General features: G+C 64.3%; 13 protein-coding genes. 10 read left to right on the top strand and 3 right to left on the bottom strand.

Annotation, left to right across the window (positions count from 1 at the left end; all coding sequences use genetic code 11):
• The first annotated feature begins 28 nt into the window (after positions 1–28).
• The 4 genes from IVB29_RS19255 to IVB29_RS19240 all read left to right on the top strand — a co-directional run bounded on the left by IVB29_RS19255 (position 29) and on the right by IVB29_RS19240 (position 7,004).
• The gene (locus IVB29_RS19255; protein ID WP_247504936.1) at positions 29–1,897 is read left to right on the top strand and encodes an ABC transporter ATP-binding protein; all 1,869 of its coding nucleotides are present in this window, start codon (positions 29–31) and stop codon (positions 1,895–1,897) included.
• Between the two features lie 349 nt (positions 1,898–2,246).
• Positions 2,247–4,181 (top strand): autotransporter domain-containing protein, encoded by a 1,935-nt coding sequence (locus IVB29_RS19250; protein WP_247504935.1) that lies wholly within the window; start codon positions 2,247–2,249, stop codon positions 4,179–4,181.
• A gap of 40 nt (positions 4,182–4,221) precedes the next feature.
• On the top strand, positions 4,222–5,427 hold the full coding sequence (locus tag IVB29_RS19245; RefSeq protein WP_247504934.1) for an ABC transporter substrate-binding protein: 1,206 nt from the start codon (positions 4,222–4,224) through the stop codon (positions 5,425–5,427).
• Positions 5,428–5,540: 113 nt separating this feature from the next.
• Positions 5,541–7,004 (top strand): aldehyde dehydrogenase, encoded by a 1,464-nt coding sequence (locus IVB29_RS19240; protein WP_247505144.1) that lies wholly within the window; start codon positions 5,541–5,543, stop codon positions 7,002–7,004.
• A 17-nt stretch (positions 7,005–7,021) separates the two neighbouring features.
• On the opposite strand, the gene IVB29_RS19235 is transcribed toward IVB29_RS19240, so the two are convergent.
• On the bottom strand, positions 7,022–7,708 hold the full coding sequence (locus tag IVB29_RS19235) for a helix-turn-helix domain-containing protein (protein ID WP_247504933.1): 687 nt from the start codon (positions 7,706–7,708) through the stop codon (positions 7,022–7,024).
• A gap of 132 nt (positions 7,709–7,840) precedes the next feature.
• A complete protein-coding gene (phaZ, locus tag IVB29_RS19230; protein WP_247504932.1) occupies positions 7,841–9,064 on the bottom strand; it encodes a polyhydroxyalkanoate depolymerase in 1,224 nt (407 codons plus the stop codon).
• Between the two features lie 180 nt (positions 9,065–9,244).
• Here phaZ and IVB29_RS19225 point away from each other — a divergent pair, with 180 nt between their 5' ends.
• Positions 9,245–9,901, top strand: coding sequence for a glutathione S-transferase family protein (locus tag IVB29_RS19225; RefSeq protein WP_247504931.1), 657 nt, complete (start codon positions 9,245–9,247; stop codon positions 9,899–9,901).
• A gap of 284 nt (positions 9,902–10,185) precedes the next feature.
• On the opposite strand, the gene IVB29_RS19220 is transcribed toward IVB29_RS19225, so the two are convergent.
• The gene (locus IVB29_RS19220; protein ID WP_092021624.1) at positions 10,186–10,410 is read right to left on the bottom strand and encodes a hypothetical protein; all 225 of its coding nucleotides are present in this window, start codon (positions 10,408–10,410) and stop codon (positions 10,186–10,188) included.
• A 183-nt stretch (positions 10,411–10,593) separates the two neighbouring features.
• Here IVB29_RS19220 and IVB29_RS19215 point away from each other — a divergent pair, with 183 nt between their 5' ends.
• The 5 genes from IVB29_RS19215 to IVB29_RS19195 all read left to right on the top strand — a co-directional run bounded on the left by IVB29_RS19215 (position 10,594) and on the right by IVB29_RS19195 (position 15,289).
• Positions 10,594–10,947, top strand: coding sequence for a hypothetical protein (locus tag IVB29_RS19215; protein ID WP_247504930.1), 354 nt, complete (start codon positions 10,594–10,596; stop codon positions 10,945–10,947).
• A gap of 74 nt (positions 10,948–11,021) precedes the next feature.
• Positions 11,022–11,867, top strand: coding sequence for an AraC family transcriptional regulator (locus IVB29_RS19210; protein ID WP_247504929.1), 846 nt, complete (start codon positions 11,022–11,024; stop codon positions 11,865–11,867).
• A 132-nt stretch (positions 11,868–11,999) separates the two neighbouring features.
• Positions 12,000–12,926 (top strand): SMP-30/gluconolactonase/LRE family protein, encoded by a 927-nt coding sequence (locus tag IVB29_RS19205; RefSeq protein ID WP_247504928.1) that lies wholly within the window; start codon positions 12,000–12,002, stop codon positions 12,924–12,926.
• A 106-nt stretch (positions 12,927–13,032) separates the two neighbouring features.
• Entirely contained in the window at positions 13,033–13,626 is a 594-nt protein-coding gene (locus tag IVB29_RS19200; protein WP_247504927.1) for a GNAT family protein, read from the top strand.
• Between the two features lie 16 nt (positions 13,627–13,642).
• A complete protein-coding gene (locus IVB29_RS19195) occupies positions 13,643–15,289 on the top strand; it encodes a GMC family oxidoreductase N-terminal domain-containing protein (protein WP_247504926.1) in 1,647 nt (548 codons plus the stop codon).
• Positions 15,290–15,313: the final 24 nt, after the last annotated feature.

Raw genomic sequence — 15,313 nt, 5'->3', positions numbered from 1 at the left:
TCTTTGCGGCAGGCGTTAGGGTCCTCGCATGAGCATCGGCGCAAACGCACCTGAACAGGTCTCCGCCGTCGCACAGGCGCCAGTGCTGTCGGTTGCGGGCCTGACCACGTCCTTCTTGCGCGAGCGGCAGTGGCTTCCCGTCGTTCGCAACGTCTCGTTCGATATCGCGCCACGCGAAACCGTGGCGATCGTCGGCGAGTCCGGGTCCGGCAAGAGCGTCACCGCGCTCTCGATCATGCGGCTCGTTCCGAAGGAGAGCGGGCGTGTCGAGGGGCGCATCATGCTCGCCGGCCGCGATCTGCTGGCGCTGCCTGAAGGCAGCATGACGGATATCCGCGGCAACGATGTCGCGATGATCTTCCAGGAGCCGATGACGAGCCTCAATCCGGTCCTCACCATCGGCTTCCAGATCGCGGAAGCCTTGATCCAGCATCGCGGCCTGTCGCGTGCGGCAGCCGAAGCCGAAACGATCCGCCTGCTCGATCGCGTCCGCATTCCCGCGGCGAAGTCGCGCTTCCACGAGCATCCGCATCGCTTCTCCGGCGGCATGCGCCAGCGCGTGATGATCGCGATGGCGCTGGCCTGCAGGCCGAAGCTGCTGATCGCGGACGAGCCGACCACCGCGCTCGACGTCACCATCCAGGCCCAGATCCTGGAACTGCTGAAGGAGCTTCAGCAGGAAGAGGGGATGTCGATCCTCTTCATCACCCACGACATGGGCGTGGTCGCCGAAATCGCCGACCGGACCGTGGTGATGTATGGCGGGCAGGCGGTGGAGACGGATGCGACGTCGCGCATCTTCGCAGCGCCCTCGCATCCCTACACAAGCGCGCTGCTCGCAGCGGTGCCGCGGCTCGGCTCGATGGACGGGCGCACTCGGCCGATGCGTTTCCCGATCGTCGACAAGGTGACGGGCACCTCGGACGAGCCCGCGGAGACGCCCGACACGGTCTCGACCGCCGAGCGTCCGCTGCTCGAAGTCGCGGGCCTGACCACGCGCTTTCCGATCCGCTCCGGCCTGTTCGGCAAGGTCTCCGGCCACGTCCACGCCGTCGAGAACATCTCCTTCACCTTGCGCGCCGGCGAGACGCTGGCACTGGTGGGCGAATCCGGCTGCGGCAAGTCGACGACGGGCCGCTCCATCCTCAAGCTGACGGAGCCGGACAGCGGCACGGTCCTGATCGATGGCCAGAACGTCCTCGCCATGAATGCCCGCGCCTTGCGCGACTTCCGCAAGCAGATGCAGATCGTGTTTCAGGACCCGTTCGCGAGCCTCAATCCGCGCATGTCGGTGGGCACGGCGATCGCCGCCCCCTTGCTCGCCAACGGGCTCGCCACGGCGTCGCAGGCGCGCGACAAGGTCGCCGACCTGCTTGTCCGCGTTGGCCTCACCGCCGACATGGCTGCGCGCTTCCCGCACGAATTCTCCGGCGGCCAGCGCCAGCGCATCTGCATCGCGCGCGCGCTCGCGCTCGGACCAAAATTGATCGTCGCGGACGAGGCGGTCTCGGCGCTCGACGTCTCGGTCAAGGCGCAGGTCGTCAATCTGATGCTCGACCTTCAGGCCAGCATGGGGCTTGCGTACCTCTTCATTTCCCACGACATCGCGGTGGTCGAGCGCATGAGCCACCGCGTCGCGGTGATGTATCTCGGTGAGATCGTCGAGACCGGCCCGCGCGCGGCCTTGTTCGGCAATCCGCAGCATCCCTATACGAAGAAGCTGATGGCCGCCGTGCCGGTGCCGGACCCGTCACGCCGCGGCACGAAGCGCGAGGCCTCGAACGACGAGATCAGAAGCCCGGTGCGCGCGCCGGACTACCAGCCGCCGGTGCGGCAGTATCGCGAAGTATCACCGGGGCATGTCGTGCAGGTCTGGGGCGAGGAGTGGTCGGCTTAAGCCGGCGGGGCGCGGCGTTGAAGCGCCCACACGACGTGAGTCAGAGCGATGTGCTCTGATGCGATTTGCGCCATTTGCGCAAGGATCGCCGTTGCCGAGCTGCTCGATGTTGATCATCTCCGCGCGAACGAGGCGACCAGCCGCGTCGCCAACTGAGCCGCTATCAGCGTGCCTGGCTCGAGCACGCGAAAGCCGCTGAGCGGACCTTCCGGGTCGCGCCCGCTTCAATTGATGCAAATCTCCTATAGAAGATTTGTCTTTTATAATAGAAAATTTCTGTTAGGCTTCGTTTTGTGAAGGCGCAGTCAAAGACGCCACGCAGGGACGACAACGCAAACAGGGGGTCGCCGTGAGACTGAAGTCAGCGGTACCGGCCGCAGCATTGCTGCTGGCCGCAGGAATGCCTGTTGCCTGCGCGCAGGCGCAACAACTCGGAACGATCTACGGATTCGGCGACAGCCTGCTCGACGTGGCGCGCAATTGCCCGATCGCGTTTCCGCAATCGGCGCCCTATGGCGCCTGCGGCAACGGGCGCGGCTCGCTGCAATTGCTGTCACAGTTCACGAGCTACGGCTTCCTCAAGTCCAACGATTACGCCTACAATGGCGTGGGCAATGGCGTCTTTCCGGCGTTCAACGGCGGGCCGACCGTGGCCCAACAGATCGTCGAGTTCACGAGCGCCGGCCGGAGCTTCCAGCCGAACGACCTGATCGTCGTCGGCGGCATGCCCAACAACTCGGCTGCGCCGCTGCTGGGAATCCTCGATTCCAACGGGCTTCCCTACACGCCGCAAACGCTGTCGGCAGCAACCCTGTCCCAGCAGTACAGCAACATCTCGCAACTGATCAAAGCGGGCGGGCACAATTTCATCGTCGAGAACATGTTCTCTTCGTCGACCTATAATTTCTACGTCATCGGCGGCTTCTATCCGCTGGGCGCGCCCTACGCGTTTCCGAACATTCCGGGGGCAACGACGTTCTTCGGCCTCGTGAACACCAATCTCGCAAGCACACTCGCGCCGCTCGCAGCTCCCGGCGTGCGTCTTCATGTCATCGATCTCGCCGCGATCTACACCAAGGCCTACACTGATCCGGCCAGCCTCGGCTTCAAGACCGGCACCGCCTGCATTTTCGACGGAAATTGCCTCACGGCGTCGAAGGACGTGCAGAACCAGCACTTCATGTTCGACCTGCATCCGACCGATGCCGGCTATGCGGTGATAGCCCGCTATGAGGCCAATCTGCTCGCAGCGCAGGATGGTCTTGCCGCGCAGGGCGACCTCGCCCAACTCACGGCGCAGAATTTTTCCAACTCGATCTTCTCGCGGCTGGACGCCTATCGCGCCAATGATCCGCGGGTCACGGGGACGGTCTCGCCCTCGCAGGCCTTTGCGTCCATGGACCGGCCCGGCATGAGCACGAAAGCGCCGCCGCGCCTTGCGCCCGACTTGCCGATTTCGGTCTATCTCGCGGCGGCCTATGGCAGCGGCAGTCGCGGCGACCGCTTTGGAGCCGACGGCAACGCCGTCGGTTTTGACTACACGCTGGCCGGCGGCACCTTCGGCGCCGATGTCAGGCTCGATCCCAACATTCGCGTTGGTGGCGCGCTGAACTATACCAATCCGGTCGCCAATCTGCATGGCGGCACCGGCCATCTCAATCTCGACAGCTATCAGGTCGGCGGCTATGCGTCCTTCACCTATTCGCATCTGCTGACGGACATCGTCGCGACCTACGGCTACAACAATTACCGCATCGATCGCCCCGGTGTCGTCGACACCATCCGTGGCGGCACGAGCGGCGACACCTTCACGATCGGCGCCAAGTCCGCCTATCTGTTCGACGTCGGTGCCATCAGGGTCGGACCGCTCGCCGGGTTGGTCTACGACTACACCAACGTCAATCCCTACACCGAGACGGGTGATCCCATCATCACCCAGGCGGTCGCGCGGCAAAGGCTCGAGGGCCTGACCGGTAGCGCCGGCGTGCAGGTCCGTGCGCCCTTCGTGGTCGGGACCCGTCCGGTCAATTCCTTCGTCAACTTGACCGCGGAGCATGACTTTCTCGGCGGCGCGCGGACCCTGCTTGCAGCTGAAACCGTGGCGCTCGCCCTGCCGATCTACACTGTCGTGGCGGGCAATCCCGATCGCACCTACGGCAAGGTGGTGGGCGGCCTCAGCACGGCGCTCTCCGGCAATGTCAACGCGATGCTGACCGCAGCCGGAACGTTCGGCACCAGCAATCCGCAGTTCGCCCTGCAGGGCGCGGTCAAGGTGGCATTCTGACGATAAGTACGAGCAATCAGGGATACACAGGGAGGCTAACATGACCTTGTCACGGCTTCGCGCGGCGGCGCTTGCAATGCTGTTGGGCGCCGCTCCTGCCGCGGCGTTCGCCGAGGACGCGCCATTCAGGATCGGCGTGATCGACGACATGTCCGGCGTCTATTCCGGCAATGGCGGACCCGGCACGGTGCTCGCGACCCGGATGGCCGTCGAAGATTTCGGCGGCAAGGTGCTGGGCCGTCCGATCGAGGTGATCTCGGCCGACCATCAAAGCAAGCCCGACATCGGTGCGGCCCTTGCGCGCCAGTATATCGAGCAGCAGGGCGTGAGCGCGATCATTCCGGGCGGTGCGAGTTCGGTCGGGCTCGCAGTGCAGGCCATTGCACGCAACCTGAAGAGGACCACGCTGGTCAGCGGCGGCTATGCCTCGAATTTCAGCGGCGACGGTTGCTCGCCCTACGGCACGCAATGGGCGCCGTCGACCAGCGAACTCTCCAAGACTATTGCCAGGGGCATTGTCGATGCCGGCGGCAAGAAGTGGTTCTTCATCGTCGCCGATTATGTCTTCGGCAAGAACCTCGCCTCCGATGCCGGCGAGACCGTCAAGGCGTCCGGCGGCCAGGTTGTCGGCCAGGTGCTGCATCCGCTCAATGTCACCGATCTCGCCTCGCAGATCCTGGCGGCGCAGGGCTCCGGCGCCGACGTGATCGGGCTCGCCAATGCCGGGCCCGATCTCGTGCTTGCGATCAAGCAGGCCAGGGAGTTCGGCGTTAGCGCCAAACTCGCGACCATGCTGGTGTTCGAGAACAACGTCACCGCGCTCGGGCTTTCCACTGCGCAGGGGCTGCGGCTCGCGGCCTCGTTCTACTGGGATCTGAACGACGAGACCCGTGCCTGGTCGAAGCGTTTCATGGCCCGCAACGGCAATGCGGTCCCGACCATGGGGCACGTGCTGGCCTATCTCGCCACCACCCATTACCTGAAGGCGGTCGCCGCAATCGGCTCCGATGATGCCGCACAAGTGCAGGCCAGGATGCTGCAGCAGCCGATCGAAGGCAATTTGATCCAGCACGCCCATATCCAGCCCAATGGCCGGGTGGTCTCCGACATGCACATTTTCGAGGTGAAGAGCCCGCAGGACTCCAGGAGCCCCGCGGACCTCTACAGGCTGGTTGCGACTCTCCCGGGTGATGGCCTGTTCGTCTCCGCCGAGAAGAGCGGATGTCCCTATCTCGCCGTCCGGTGAGACCAAGAAGTTGGAATTGGAGTGTTGTCATGAATGCCGAAGGCTCCAAGCGCACGACGTCGCCGCCGGGCGAGGTGCGGGACGACGTCCCGCACCAGCTCGAAGTCTTCAAAATGTACATTGATGGTGAATGGTGCGAATCCACCTCGGGGCGCTGGCTGGAGACCCAAAACCCGTTCACGGGAAAGCCATGGGCCGTCATTCCCAGGGGAAATGCGCAGGACATCGACAGAGCCGTGCAGGCGGCGAACCGGGCCTTCGTTGCCGGTCCCTGGGCCAGCACGCATCCGAGCGATCGCGGCGCGCTGTTGCATCGCCTTGCCGACCTGATCGCTGCGAACGCGGAGCGGCTGGCCGAGCTGGAAGTGCGCGACAACGGCAAGCTCAGGGTGGAGATGCTCGGGCAGATGCGATATCTGCCGCGCTGGTTTCAGTACTATGGCGGCCTTGCCGACAAGGTCGAAGGCCGCATGCCGCCGACGGACAAGAAAGGCATGCTCCACTACGTCTCCTACGAGCCGATCGGCGTGGTCGGCGCGATCACGCCGTGGAATTCGCCGCTGCTGCTGACGGTCTGGAAACTTGCACCCGCGCTTGCCGCGGGCAACACCGTGGTCATCAAGCCGTCCGAATTCGCGTCCACGTCCCTGCTCGCTTTGGTCGAGCTATTCGAGCAGGCCGGCTTCCCGAAGGGCGTGGTCAACGTCGTCACCGGCCTGGGCGCCGAGACCGGGGAGCCGCTGGTCGAGCATCCCTTCGTCGACCGGATTGCCTTCACCGGGGGCAATCTTGCCGGCCGCAAGATCTATGAAGCGGCGGCACGGCAGTTCAAGCGCGTCTCGCTCGAGCTCGGCGGCAAGTCGCCGAACATCGTATTCGCAGATGCAAGCATCGAGGATGCGGTCAAAGGGGTCATCTCCGGCATCTTCGCCGCAAGCGGGCAGACCTGCATGGCCGGCTCGCGGCTGCTGTTGCATTCCTCGATCCATGACGCGTTCCTCTCGCGTCTCGTCGAGGTGATGAAGTCGGCGCGTCTGGGTGATCCCAACAGTCTCGAGACCGACGTCGGGCCGGTGGCAACCGAGCAGCAGTTGCAGAAGGTGCTTCAGTACATCGAACTCGCCAAACAGGAAGGCGCCCGCTGTGTTCTCGGCGGCCGGCGGGCCGTTCGGCCGGAATGCGGCGACGGCTGGTTCGTGGAGCCGACCATCTTCGCCGACGTCACCAATGACATGCGGATCGCGCGCGAGGAGGTGTTCGGTCCGGTTCTCAGCGTGATCAGATTTGATTCCGACGACGAGGCGGTCGCGCTCGCCAACGACACGCCGTTCGGCCTTGCGGCAGGCCTATGGACCACCGACCTCGCGCGCGCGATCGCAATGCCGAAGCGACTGCGGGCGGGAACAGTCTGGGTCAACGCCTATCGCGTCGTCAGCTATCTGTCGCCCTTCGGCGGCTTCAAGGAGTCCGGCATCGGCCGCGAGAACGGGCTCGATGCCATCTACGAGTATCTGGAGCCGAAGAGCGTCTTCATCAATCCGACGCCGTCGATCTCCAATCCGTTTACGTTGCAATAGGGCGGGGGCAATTCGGGTCAGGCGCGGCGGCGCCGGATGACGAGATAATACGCGCACGGCATCTTGCCGGCATTGATGAAGCGGTAGGATTCGCGCACATCGAAGTAGAAGGAATCGCCGGTATCGAGGACGTAATTCGCCTCGCCCGTCTGCACCGTCAACTGCCCCTCGTGCACGACCAGATATTTTTCCGTCGGCACCTTGTAGGGCGGCAGTTCGCCGGAGGATTCGCCCGGCGGAATGCGATGCAGAAGGAACTCGAGGTCGTTGTCCAGATGGGATGGCGACAAATTGTGGCGCTCGAAGCCGGTCTCGGGGTCCTTGAAAGCCAGTCTGTTGGCCCTGCGGATCACCGCGACCTGGGCGAGATCGGGCTCTGCGCCCATCAGCGCGGACATCGAGACATTGAGCCCCTTGGCGATACGCACGATGATCGCAAGCGTCGGGCTCTTCTCGCCGCGTTCGACCTTGGACAGCATGGCGCGGCTGACGCCCGATTGCGACGCAAATTCCTCCAGCGTCAGGCCCGCCTGGGTCCGCAGCCGCTTCACCCGGCCACCGAGTTCGACGATGAGCGCGTCTTCACCCGCGCGCCCGGTCCGCGGCTGCCGCTGCGATTTTGTCGGTGCTTTGCGGGAAATTGCGCCCTCGTTGCCGGGCGCTTCCGAGGTCTTGTGTCGTCTTGCAGGCAATCTGTCGTGCATGCGGCGCATATTTTCAGAAGTTGGGGCGCCTCACAAGGTTGTATGTGCCGCGGCTCTCGCTGAAGCGCCGGTCCAGTGCCTCAGGTCGTCTGCGGCTGTCAGTCACGGCGCCCGCCGTGACGCGCGACGTCCTCACGAATTGACGTGCACGAAGTCCCGCAGCAGCGGGTAGATCTCGTTGTTCCAGCGCTTGCCGGAGAACACGCCGTAATGGCCGACGCCGGCCTGCATGTGGTGGACGCGGCGATAGGCGCGCACGCCGGTGCAGAGGTCCTGGGCTGCAAGCGTTTGGCCGATCGAGCAGATGTCGTCCTTCTCGCCCTCGACCGTCATCAACCCCATGCGGCTGACCGCCTTGGTGTTCACCGGACGGCCGCGATGCACCAGCTTGCCCTGCGGCAAGAGGTGCTCCTGGAACACGTCGCGCACGGTCTCGATGTAGAACTCGGCCGGCAAATCCATCACGGCGAAATATTCGTCGTAGAAGGTCTTGATGCTCGCCGCCTTCTCCTTCTCGCCCTTGGCGATGTGGTTGGCGAGATCCATGTGCTGCTTGATGTGGCGCTCGAGATTCATCGAGACGAAGGCGGTGAGCTGCACGAAGCCCGGATAGACTTTGCGCAAGGCGCCGCGGCACTGCACCGGCACGTAGTTGATCAGGTTGCTCTCGAACCAGTCGATCGGCTTGCTCTTGGCGAACTCGTTGACCCTGGTCGGCTGGATCCGGGTGTCGATCGGGCCCGCCATCAGCGTCAGCGTCGCCGGCCGCGAGGGATGATTGCCCTCGCACATGATCGCGGCGGCCGCGAGCGCCGAGACCGACGGCTGGCAGATCGCGACCATGTGCGGGCGCGGGCCGAGCTGTCCGAGGAAGTCGATCAGGTGCTCGGTGTAGTCTTCGAGCCCGAAGCGACCCTCACTGCGGGGGATGTCGCGCGGATTGTGCCAGTCGGTGATGTAGACATCGTGGTCCTGGAGCAGCGTCTTCGCGGTGCCGCGCAGCAACGTGGCGAAGTGACCGGACATCGGCGCCACCAGCAGCATACGCGGCTGCTCGCTCACGCCTTCCTTCTTGAAATGCAGCAGCGAACCGAACGGGGTGGCGTAGGCGATCTCCTCGGTCACCGCGACCTCGCGATTTCCGACCATGACGCTGTCGATGCCGTAGGCCGGGCGATGATAGGTGAGCGTGGAGCGCGAGATCATCTCCAGCGCGGCCGAGAGCCGGCCAACCACCTGATCCGACGTCCCCTGCGGCACCAGATGGAGGAATTTGAGCGCGGACGAGGCTCCCGCCCGAAACGGCGCCGTCAAATCCATGTGGTTCTGAAAGGCCTGATAATTCATCGACATCATTCTGAAACGCCCACCTGTCCCGTGCTGCTATGCAATATCGAAGCCAAACCGGAGTCAAATCGCCCTCAAAATTGGCACGTCGCTTGCTGCTCATTTCAAGGGAAGCACAGGTAATGGGCACGCCGCGGGCCGGGCGGGTGCAAAATCCATTGCGAGTCACAGGCGTGAGGGAATGGCCATATGGCGAAGGCGACACTGACCATCAGCAGCAAGAACTACTCGTCCTGGTCGCTGCGTGGCTGGCTGCTGACGAAGTTTTCCGGGCTCGATTTCGAGGAGCTCGTGACCGCGCCCGACGACGCGTCGGCGCGCGCGGAGATCCTGCTGCTATCGTCATCGATCCTGGTGCCATGCCTGCGGCACGACGGCGCCACCGTCTGGGATACGCTGGCGATCGCCGAATATCTCAACGAGGCGATGCCGGACGCCGGCCTGTTGCCTGCGGACCGCGTCCAGCGCGCGCATTGCCGCTCGATTTGCGGCGAAATCCATTCCGGCTTCACCACGCTGCGCGCCTCGCTGCCGGTCAATCTGAAGGGGCATTTTCCCGGCTTCAAGATCTGGTCGCGGGCGCAGGCCGACATCGACCGCATCTGGGCGATCTGGAGCGACTGCCTGGAGAAGTCGGGCGGTCCCTTCCTGTTCGGCGAGAAGCGCACCATGGCGGACGCGATGTACGCGCCCGTGGTCACGCGCTTCGTGACCTACAACGTCAAGCTCGAGCCGCGGCTGCAGGCCTATGCCGATACCATCATGGCCATGCCCGAGATGAAGGAATGGGTCGCGGCGGCCAAGGACGAGCCGGCCGAGATCGAGGAGCTCGAGGTCGAATATTAGGCAGGTCTGCCTCCGCCCTGCCTGTTTCGGGGGCGGGGATCGCCTGGGGCGGCGGTGAGAGCCGTGCCTTTTCGCCGTTAACTTTTGACGCCGGCTCCAAGTCTGAGCCGGCCCGCCCGTCTCGTAGATGTTGTGCGGGCCAGACGGGGCGCACCGACATCTAGCCGTGAACAACTGCGTACAGGGCCACTCCGCTGATTCGGACGTGATTCGTTCGGGCCGCGTTCCCAAGGTTAAGGCGGAGCGCGGCCCCGTTGCATTTTGAGACAGAAACCGCCGCCAGCTCAGGCGACGCTGGTGTGCTTCAGGCGCGGCAGGCGCCAGCCGATCACGGTCGCTTCCACCGCGACGCCGGCCGCATCGTTCTGCCAGCGTCCCCCGACATAGCGGCAGGCGAACGGCAGTTGATACGTTCCGCTGTGGTCCTCGCACAAAACTTCGACCGGCAGGCCAGGTGGCGGCTCTCCGGCGCCATCGAATTCCGCCAGACGTCTATCGCGCGTTGCCATTGCAAAAATCTCCCCTAAACAAAGCCGCGGAAAGAGCGCCCATTTCTCCCGCATGCGGATCATCGTTCCCCGTCCGAGGGAACAGGCCAAGCTCAACGCGAGAATGCGGTACGAGTGTGGTAGCCTTTGGCAGCTGTGCGCAAACAGCGCACATTGCTGTGATTGATTTGGTGAGGAACCTGCATGCCGTTTCGAAGCGCCGGCGGTTGTGTCTTGATGTTGCTGCTCGCCGCGCAGGCGCCGGTCCGCGCGCAGGACGTGCCCGGCATCGAGATCTGCACCGTCGAGAAGACCATGGAGCGCCGCACGAGCTGCCTGCAGAGCAATGTCGACTTCCTGCAAAAGACGATCACCAAGCTGAACCTCGACCACCAGCAGAAGCTGGATGCCGCGGCTCGTCAGATCGACGCGCTGAAGACGACAATGGCTGGCCTGCAAAAGACGCTCGGCGATCTCCAGACCGCGCAGACGAAGATCGCGGAGGATGTGAAGAAGAAGCAGGACGCGCCGCCGCCGAAGGACGCGAAGGACAAGTAGGGCCGACCGCAACGCCGATCAAGCGCGGCGTCTCGCCATCGCCTAAACCGGTCCTGCTTCGAACGAGGACCATTATGAACCCAGCCCAGGGCGCGCTCTGGTATATCGAGAGCCATCTGGCGGAGCCGATGACGCTCGACGAGATCGCTGCGATCTCGGGTGTGTCGCGGTTCCATCTCGTGCGCGCGTTTGCCGCAGCCGCCGGCCTGCCGGTGATACGTTACGTGCGCGCACGTCGATTGACCGAAGCGGCACGCAGCCTCGCGAAAGGCGCGCCCGACATCCTGTCGCTGGCACTCGAGGCGGACTACGGCTCGCACGAAGCATTCACCCGCGCGTTCCGCGACCAGTTCGGTGTGACACCCGAAGCGGTGCGGGCCGCGACATGCACCAGCCATCTCAAGCTTCAGGAGCCCATCCTCATGGATTCCACGATGCTCGATACTCTCGCCCCGCCGCGTTTCGAGACCGCAAAGGCCTTCCTCATCGCAGGCATCGCTGAGCGCATCTCCTGCGACAATGGTGCCATCATTCCGAGCTTGTGGCACCGCTTCCACCAGGAGGTCGCCGACATTCCGACACGCGCCGGCCAAGGAAAAAATCAAGTCGCCTATGGCGTCTGCTGCAACGGCGACGATGCCGGCAATTTCGACTACATTGCCGGGGTGGAGGTCGCCGATTTCTCTGAGCTGCCGCGCGGCTTCGGCCGCATCCGCATCCCCGAGCAGCGCTATGCGGTGTTCACCCATACCGACCACGTCGCCTCGATCCGGCGCACCGTGAACACGATCTGGAATCAATGGCTGCCGGCGTCCGGCCTGAAGGCTGCGGATGCGCCGAGCTTCGAGCGCTACGACGAAAAGTTCGATCCCGCAACCGGCAATGGCGGCTTCGAAATCTGGGTGCCGGTGAAGGAATAACGCGCAACGCAGCATTGCGCCCGCTTGCTTGGCAAGGCGGACCTACTTTGTCATAACCACGGGCAATCTTGCGTGTGGGGCCCGTGCCGGACATCCCGTGCAAGCCATAACAAGCAGCCGGGAGGGTCTCACATGTCCAACGTCCGCGTTCTCGCCACCGACCTCGAATTTCCCGAAGGGCCGGTGGTGATGCCGGACGGCTCGGTCGTGCTGGTGGAGATCCGCGGCCAGCGATTGACCCGGGTTTATCCCGACGGGCGGAAGGAGATCGTCGCCAAGGTGCCGGGCGGCCCGAATGGCGCCGCGCTGGGCCCCGACGGCAAGATCTACATCTGCAACAATGGCGGCTTCTCCTGGATCCCAACCGGCCAGATGATCATGCCGGGGCCGCAGCCGGACGATTATCTCGGCGGCTCGATCCAACGCATCGACCTGCAATCCGGCAAGATCGAAACCGTCGTCACGAAATGCGGCGAGCACGATTTGCGCGGGCCGAACGATCTGGTGTTCGACAAGCATGGCGGCCTGTGGTTCTCCGATCTCGGCAAGCGCCGCCCCCGCGAGATGGATGTCGGCGGCATGTATTACCTCAAGCCCGGTATGAAGGAGATCGTCGAAGTCGTGCACGGCATATTGCCGGCCAACGGCATCGGTCTGTCGCCGGACGAGAACATTGTCTACATCGCGGAAACGCCGACGGGACGGCTCTGGGCCTATGAGCTCTCGGCGCCCGGCACGCTCAAGCCGCGCGAGGTGATCTATCGCGGCGAGCGGGGCAAGCCGATCTGCGGCCTGGGCGGCTACCAGATGTTCGACTCGCTCGCGGTGGAGGCGAACGGCAATGTCTGCGTCGCGACCCTCGTGTCCGGCTGCATCTCGGTGATCGCGCCCGACGGCACCCTGGTCGAGCAGGTCCAGACCGGCGACCGCGTCACCACCAACATCGCCTTCGGCGGCCCCGAACTCAAGACCGCCTACATCACGCTGTCTGGCAAGGGCGAGCTGATCGCCATGGACTGGCCGCGCGGCGGTTTGCCTCTCAATTTCCTAAACAAGTAAACGGTGCTAGTGACCGTCATTGCGAGCGACTTGTCCGCCAAAGCTCGCAGAGCGACGGCGGAAGCGAAGCGATCGCTCCTCGCAATGACAAAAGAGAGAGTCTCAAATGCCCTGGCCTGATCCCATCACCCTGCGCGGACAGCACGCCCGTCTCGAGCCGCTGTCGCATCAGCATCGCGAGGGGCTGACGGACGCCGTCAAGGACGGCGAGCTGTCAAAACTCTGGTACACCGCGATTCCGGCGCCGGAGAACATGGGCAAGGAGATCGACCGCCGCCTCGGCTTGCAGACCGCGGGCTCGATGCTGCCGTTCACCGTGTTCGATGCCGGCGGCACGATCGTCGGCATGACCACCTACATGAACATCGACGCCGCCAATCGCCGCGTCGAGATCGGTTCGACCTGGTACGGCAAGGGTGCGCAGCGCGGGCCCCTCAACACGCAGTGCAAGCTGTTGCTGCTCCGGCATGCCTTCGAGACGCTGAATTGCATCGCGGTCGAATTCCGCACGCATTTCTTCAACCACCAGAGCCGCCGCGCCATCGAGCGCCTCGGCGCCAAGCAGGACGGTATCCTGCGCAGCCACCAGGTCACGCCGAACGGCACGTTGCGCGACACCGTGGTCTACAGCATCACCGCTGCTGAATGGCCGACGGTGCAGACGCATCTCGAATATCAACTCAACGACAAGCCGCGCTAAAGGCGGCCGAGGCACCATGGACAGATTTGATTATGTGATCGTCGGCGCGGGCTCCGCCGGTTGCGTGCTCACCAGCCGGCTGAGCGAAGATCCCAACACCAGCGTCTGCGTGCTGGAGGCGGGGCCCAGCGACTGGCACCCCTACATTCATCTGCCGGCGGGTTTCATAAAAACCTTCCACATGAAGAGCATCAACTGGGCCTACCAGCAGGAGGTCGGGCCCTGGACCGGCGGGCGCAGCATCTACGCGCCGCGCGGCAAGACGCTCGGCGGCTCGTCCTCGATCAATGGCCACATCTACAACCGCGGCCAGCGCATGGATTTCGACACCTGGGCGCAGATGGGCAATCGAGGCTGGGGCTATGCCGACGTGCTGCCTTACTTTCGGCGGCTCGAGAAGCGTGTCGGCGAGGGCGAGGACACTTATCGCGGCCGCGACGGCAATCTGACCGTCACCACCATGAACTGGCGCGATCCGCTGTGCGAAGCTTTTATGGAAGGCGCGGTCTCGCTCGGCATTCCCCGCAACCCCGACTACAACGGCGCCAAGCAAGAGGGCGTCTCCTACTGCCAGCGCACCATCGACAAGGGACTGCGCGTTTCCGGCTCGACCGCGTTCCTCAAGCCCGCGATGAAGCGGCCCAACGTGCATGTGCACACGCATGCGCACGCGACCGAGATCATCTTCGAAGGCAAGCGCGCCGTCGGCGTGCGCTACATGAAGGGCGGTTCTGGCGGCACACCGGTCGAGGTGCGCGCCAACAAGGAAGTCATCCTCTCCGGCGGCACCTATAATTCGCCGCAGCTGCTTCAGCTCTCCGGCATCGGCTCGCCCGATCTGCTCGGCGCCCACGGCATCGCAGTGCGTCACGCGCTGCCGGTCGGCGAAGGCCTGCAGGACCACTACGCCCCGCGCACGGTCGCACGTGTCAAAGACATCAAGACCATCAACGAGCTCCGTCGCGGCGTCTCGCTGTGGATCGAGGCGCTGAAATGGGCGACCGCGCGCAAGGGCCTGCTCTCGTTGTCGCCGACCATGGTCTATTGCTTCTGGCATTCAGGCGAGAGCGCGGACTCGTCCGACTTGCAACTCACCTTCACGCCGGCGTCCTACAAGGAAGGCGTGCAGGGCCAGCTGGAGGACGAGCCCGGCATGACTGTGGCCTCCTGGCAGCAGCGCCCGGAGAGCCGCGGCTACGTCCGCATCCGCTCATCTGATCCGTTCGCGCCGCCAATCATCCAGACCAACTATCTCGACGCCGAACTCGACCGCCGCGTCATCGTCGGCGGCATGAAGCTCGCGCGCAATCTCCTGAAGTCCGCGCCGCTCTCGCCCTATTACGCCTACGAGGATTTTCCGGGGCCCAACATCAACACCGACGACGAATTCCTGGCGGCAGCCACCGAACGCGGCACCACTACCTTCCATCCCGGCTGCACCTGCCGCATGGGCCCGGCGGATTCGACCTGGGCGGTGGTGGACGACCAGCTCCGCGTCCACGGATTGCAAGGCCTCCGCGTCATCGACGCCTCGGTGATGCCGCGCATGATCTCGGCGAATTTGAATGCGTCGACCATGATGATCGCGGATCGTGCCTCGGACCTGATCCGCGGCAAGCAGCCGATGGAAGCCGCGCGTGTGCCGGATGCGGCGGTGGCGTAGGCTTCGTTGGCCGTCTGATACTCT

It is taken from the genome of Bradyrhizobium sp. 1 (assembly GCF_023073315.1).
In the GTDB taxonomy this organism is placed as follows: domain Bacteria; phylum Pseudomonadota; class Alphaproteobacteria; order Rhizobiales; family Xanthobacteraceae; genus Bradyrhizobium.
Note: the sequence above shows the minus strand (reverse complement) of the source record. Positions and strands in the feature narration are given on the sequence as shown.